This is a genomic window from Dyadobacter sp. SG02 (assembly GCF_900109045.1).
Taxonomy (GTDB): Bacteria; Bacteroidota; Bacteroidia; order Cytophagales; family Spirosomataceae; genus Dyadobacter.
The window spans coordinates 589,334-595,339 of sequence record NZ_FNYL01000005.1; the positions used below are offsets into that span (position 1 = coordinate 589,334).

The 6,006-nt window shown below is 52.8% G+C and carries 6 protein-coding genes; all 6 read left to right on the forward strand.

Going from position 1 to position 6,006, the window contains the following annotated elements; genetic code table 11:
* Nucleotides 1-255 precede the first annotated feature (255 nt).
* Nucleotides 256-825: a hypothetical protein gene (locus tag BMW93_RS15315; protein ID WP_177194096.1), complete on the forward strand. Its 570-nt coding sequence runs from the start codon at nt 256-258 to the stop codon at nt 823-825.
* 8 nt (nt 826-833) lie between these two features.
* The gene (locus BMW93_RS15320) at nt 834-1,616 is read left to right on the forward strand and encodes a hypothetical protein (protein ID WP_229240457.1); all 783 of its coding nucleotides are present in this window, start codon (nt 834-836) and stop codon (nt 1,614-1,616) included.
* A 43-nt stretch (nt 1,617-1,659) separates the two neighbouring features.
* On the forward strand, nt 1,660-4,398 hold the full coding sequence (locus BMW93_RS15325; RefSeq protein WP_229240460.1) for a hypothetical protein: 2,739 nt from the start codon (nt 1,660-1,662) through the stop codon (nt 4,396-4,398).
* Entirely contained in the window at nt 4,395-4,940 is a 546-nt protein-coding gene (locus BMW93_RS15330; protein ID WP_090377636.1) for a hypothetical protein, read from the forward strand. Before BMW93_RS15325 ends, BMW93_RS15330 begins: the two co-directional genes overlap by 4 nt.
* Nucleotides 4,940-5,416, forward strand: a complete 477-nt coding sequence (locus BMW93_RS15335; RefSeq protein ID WP_090377639.1) for a hypothetical protein — start codon at nt 4,940-4,942, stop codon at nt 5,414-5,416. Before BMW93_RS15330 ends, BMW93_RS15335 begins: the two co-directional genes overlap by 1 nt.
* Before the next feature lie 228 nt (nt 5,417-5,644).
* The coding region (locus BMW93_RS15340) for a transposase (protein WP_143061659.1) at nt 5,645-6,006 on the forward strand (362 nt) is incomplete at its 3' end.

Below are 6,006 nucleotides of genomic sequence, written 5' to 3' on the forward strand. Positions count from 1 at the left end.
GTTTTTTGATGTAATAATACAGCCGCCACGGGAGCCGTCAAAATCATCTTTTCATTAAAAAATCTATCCTGCTTAACAACGCTGCTTAATCGTCCATTTCAGCCATTTCGGGCACATGTAACCGAAAGTATTATAAATCAGGAATTTGTGTGGAAATATTTTCCCAACTCGCTTGGATATTTGTAAAAGTACTTCTACATTTGTATCACTTTCTCGGAAGTACCTAAAATTCACTTATCAAATTATTTCATGACTATGAAAAAACATGTTACCCTCGTCTCGTCGATGTTTGTGGTGATGTTGGCAGGCCTGTCGGGCCGTGCAGTGGCGCAATCGGATACACAAACCGACAACCATCAGATTGTTGTCGACGTGCCCGTAGTGGCACTGCTCGACCTCGAAAGTGCCACTTCCAAGACTTTAAATGCCACTTTTACCAAACCGGCAAATGACGAGGCGGGCGACAAAATCGTTGCACCTACTGCCAACAACACGATCTGGCTCAACTACACGTCGATCCAGACAGGAACAACCACCAAGAAAGTAAACGTGAAAGCCAATGCGGTAGTAGCGGGGGTGGACATCCACCTCGTGGCGGCCAGCGCAGTGGGCGGAGCGGGCACAAAAGGTACGCCAACAGCCGGCGTCGACCTGACTACGGCCGATCAGACGCTCATTTCGGACATTGGAAGCGCTTATACCGCTTCGGGACCTACCAGCGGGCACCAGCTCACCTACACCTTTGTTGCCGCCGACGCCAACTACGCAAACCTGCGCTCGGGCCAGACGACGGTTACCGTAACTTACACGCTTGCAGACAACTAAGGTCCTGAATGAAATGGATTGCCTTACTTAGCATGATGCTACTGGTGCCCCTCCGCATGCGGGCATCGGTAGTGATCTTGAACGGATTGACACACAACCACAGCATTCCGAACCCTTCTACGAAGGTCCAGGGGGCCATCAAGGTCAAAAACGAGGGCGGAAAAGACTCCCGTATATTGGTATACCGTCAGGACCTTGTTTCGCAGTGCGATCAACAGGCGGCCTACCCTGAACCGGGCAGCCACGCCAGGTCGCTCGGGGCAGGGTTGAAAACGAATGTCGATGAACGGGTAATCGCCACCAGCGAAGCGTACGACGTGCGGTACACGATCGAAGCCGATCCGAACCGCCAGCCGGGCACTTACTGGGAAGTGATTATGGTGGAAGTGGCGGATCCCGTGCGCGAGGAAGCGCACAGGGGTATCCAGGTCAATTCGAAAGTACGTTATGCCATTCAGGTGATCGTGGACATCGGGCCGGTGGAAGGGCCGCCTTTGTCCTATGAGAAGGTCGCCTACGAAAAGGTGTCCGCCGAACAGTCGGTTCTGAAAGTAGTTTTGAAGAACAACGGCTCTTACGGCGCGCGTACGAATGTAATTCTCGAAGTTTACGACAGCAACGGTAACAAACTCAAAACCACGCAGCCAAACACCCGGATGCTGTATCCCGGTAATTGCAGCACGTTTGAGATACCCGTTACCGACGTGCCCAAAGGCAAGTACGACTGCGTGATCATCGCCGACACGAAAAAGGACCTGTTCGGCTCGAACATTTCTTTACAGGTTGAATAATCCTCCTCTCCCATTGTACCGGCTTATCGCCATATTGATTTTAATGACAGGACTGAACGGTCACGGCCAATCGCCGATGACCGTCAGCCTAGCCAATATGCCCGGCACGATTGTTCCCGGCGGGCATATTACATTGCTATTCGACGTAAAATCACCCTCATCCCTGCCAGATTCGCTCCGGGAAGAAATACAGCTGCCTGAAAAATGGCGGCTGCTTTCCCAGCGACGTCCCGTGAGGACATCCGGTGATCAGAGCGTGCGTTACTTTTACGTTGTGGGTACACCGGCAGTTTGCGCTTCGGGTATTTACCAGGTAAAGTTCACTGTACGTGCGGGCGACGTGCATACGGGCGACGTGCACACGGGCGACGTGCATACGGGTGATCGGCAGGTTACCACCCACGTGCCGCTCACCATCGGCCAAATCCGCAACGTCGAGCTGTTTGTAGTGACCCAGCCCGAATTCGTCCGCGAAGGCGATACCCTGCGGCTTACATATCTGGTGCGCAACTCGGGCAACAATGCAGAGAAATTCCTTTTAAAATCCGACCGCGGCCATGTCGAAAATTTAACCGACAGCCTCACCCTCGAACCAGGAGCCGATACCAATGTTACCGTCTCGCAAGTCATTCCGGTCACCGACAACAATGCTTGGCAAGCCTCGTCAAACCTCTCGGTGATGATGACAGGCGCCGCAGAGCCGGTGTATTCCGTAACCAGCATACCCGTTTTTTCCTCCAAAGTCAGAAAGATCGACCGCTACTTCCGCTTCCCGGTGGAAGTAGGCGGTGCGTATCTGTCGTACCGCTACGGCGGCCGTCGTTACGGCGGAAAGCAGTTTACCGCTTACCAGTACCAGGCCACCGGCAAGGGCTTCCTCGACCAAAAGGAGCGCCATTACGTCGACTTCACCATTCGCGGACCCAACCAGTTCGTGTTCCCGGCGGTAGGCACCTACGACCAGTATTCGCTCGACTACGCCTTCCGCAAGCGCCTGCTCATTTCCGCCGGCGATTATGTGTTACAGCTCAATAACCTGATGGAATTCGGCCGCTTCGGGCGCGGACTGCGCGTAGAGCAGCAGTTTAAGAAAGTGGCTTATACGGTTTTTTACCAGAAAGCCCGGTTTTTCATGAACCAGAAAGACTCATTCGGGGGCAAGTTTGTATTTAAAATCAATGAATCTGCCAATGTCGGGGTGCATTATGCTTCCAAAAATGTCGTTTTTCACGACCGGCGTTTCTGGTCGCACTTGACTGCGCTGGCCGCCAACGTACACACCAAAGAATTTAACCTGGAAAGTGAAGCAAGCGCCGGTCAGGCCATCGGGGAAACCGATTACGGCGCATTTCTGCGGCTTCAATTAACCAAAAAATGGGTCAGCATTACGAGCAACGTCATTTACGCGGGAAAACATTTTTATGGTTTTTACAACAACAGCCGGCTCTTCAACAACAACATCGGCTTCAACATCACCCGCAAACTGACCGTCGGCGCCAGCAACAACTTTTCCGACATAAACCCGAGCCTGGACGCCAACCTGTACAGCGTGTCGCCGAAAGACCGCAGCTACATGGGTTACGTCTCCTACGCGCCCGACCAGCGGAACCGTTTTTTTCTGTTTTATTCCAAAGCGGAACGCAAAGACCGCCAGCAGCCGGCTTCATTTCATTACTCGGAAAATTTCAGCAATTTCTCCTATAACCTTACTTCCCCGAAGTTTACCCTTTTTTACCAGGGCCGCTATGGATATTCCAAAAACCACCTGGCGCCCGACAACGACGGCCGGAACGAGTCTTTTTCGAACCAGCTACAACCTGCCGTGCGGCTTTTTCCGTGGATTTGGGTCGGAGGGTATTTCGAACACCAGCATACGAGCAAGTTTTCGACCTCAGGCGTAGTCGAAAACCTGTTTTTTTATGGGGGTAATGCGCGGGTCAGTATCAAAAGGAACCTCTACGCGGGTTTCCTATACCGAAACAATTACGCGCCCGACGAGCTGTATGTGCGGAGAAGTTTCCTGGACGCGTCGGTCATACTGGATTTAAAAAGACACGTTTTCACATTGTCCGGCGGCCGTTCCTACATTCCCAACGTGGGCAACACCGACCAGAATACGCTGTTTTTCAATGTCAGATATGCATTGCGCCTGAATGTGCCGCTGGGGCGAAAAAAGAACATCGGTACCGTCAAAGGCCAGCTCACGGGCTTCGGCTATCGCAAGCAGGGTAACCTTATCCAGCTCGGCAGCCATAAGTTCATGACCGACAGCACCGGCATGTTCAGCTTCGAAGGCGTAGCCCCCGATCGCTACTACCTCAGCATTACCCAAAACGAATCGGGCAGCGAGGGCGTGGTACCGGTAGTACGTATGCCGATGCTCGTAGATGTGCGCCCCGACAGCCTCAACGTCGTGGAAATTCCGCTCACACGCACAGGAAGCATTGCGGGCAGGATCGAATTTTTAAAGGCTAAACAAAATGGTTTGTCCGCCGCATTGACGGAAAAGCCGTCGGTACTGGTGAAGCTGACCAGTGAAAACGGCAGCTACCTGACCGAGCTGAATGACAAAGGCGAGTTCTCGTTCCGTGAAATTCGGCCCGGTACGTGGGCAATATCGGTATTCATCCCGGGTGGCGCGGATCGTTTTGTGGTAGAAGAGAGCGACCGCCAGCTCACGGTAGAATCCGACCAAACGCTCGACTTGACATTCCGGATCAGGCCAAACGAGAAGCGTATTCATTTTTCGGAAAGGAATTTTGAAGTATCTGTCAAAAAATGAAATATGTGATAATCTTATATGGTGTTTTAACCGGTCTGGCCTCGCACGCGCAGACGGTTGCGACCGTGGACGTGAGCCTTACCATGCCCTCGGTAGCGCTGGTGGACATTCTGCCGTCGGGCTCCAACAGCGTAACCCTCCAAATGACCGCGCCTACCGAAGCGGGCAATATCGTCGGAACGGGCAACACCAATAATAACAACTGGCTTATATTTACCTCGGCAGTTGCCACGGGCGGCTCGCGGAGCATCAGGGGCGATGTGGTGGGAACGCTGCCCGCAGGTATCCGGCTGCGCCTGGATGTGGGCGCATACGTGGGTACCGGACAGGGCTTTACGGGAGGCAACAGCTACGTCACCGCCAACAAATACCTCTCCAACACGCCCGTGAGTTTCATTGATAATATCAAAGGCGCCTACACCGGCATTACTTACGGCAGCAGCGGTTTCCGGCTTACTTATTCGCTTGAAATTCAGAATTATGCCAATATCCGCAGCGGCACGTCGAGCGTGACGGTACGTTACACTATGGTCGACAACTGATGAGATACATTATCGCTTTTTGCATTACCTGTCTGGGCTCCTTCGCAGCTTGCGCGCAAACGGTTACGATCAACAGCGGAACAACATGGTCCATTCCTTCACTCTCGTCTACGATCACGAAAGCCGGCAAAAACTACGAGCACATCGAAACGAGCAGCGCCTCCCAAACCCTGCTGAAAGTGAACGCGCTGATCGGCTGGACCCTTACCGCCCACCTGAGTACGACTTCCAACTGGGACTCGTCGCTCAAACTGTACGTCCAGCGGACCGGCAACGGCACGGGCATCGCCATCCTCAGCGGCGGCACCACCTACATGCAGCTCACCACCACACCGCAAGTTTTCTTCACCGGCCTGCTCAACCTGCTCGCGCATCGCGATAACATCCCGATTCAGTACAAAATCGAGGGATTATCGGTAATGCTGCCGGTAAAGACTTATACGGCGACGATAACTTATACGATTTCGGGGTTGTAGGGGCGTTGTCCCGGACCATGGACGGTGGACCATAGACTCAGTTGGGCGTAGTCTCCGACTACGTCCGAGCGACAACTGGTCTCTGACCAGTAAGCAACATTAAAGCAACGTTACACAAGCCGGTCGGAGACCGGCACCCACCCGGGGCTGACCCAAAAGCAAAAAGCCCTTTTTCTACTATGTAGAGCGAGGGCTTTTTTGTATTTTTAATTACGACATTAGAAATACATGGGCAAGATAAAAAAATCTGTTGTTTTTAAGGAATATGACCCCGGGCAATTGCTATTGTTGCCCCCTTCATTGGAAGAGCTGATCCCACAGGCACATTTGGTACGGGTTGTCAACCAGGTTGTCGAACGAATGGACATCAGCGAGCTGGTCAACCTTTACGAAGGTGGCGGCACCAGCGCCTATCATCCACGGATGCTGCTGAAAGTGTTATTATACGCATATTGCATGAAAATATACACGGGCAGGAAGATAGCCCGTGCGCTGGCGCAGGATATCCATTTTTTCTGGTTGAGTGGCATGTCCCGTCCCGACTTCCGGACGATCAACCGGTTCCGCAGCGGCAAGGCCAAAGAATCCAT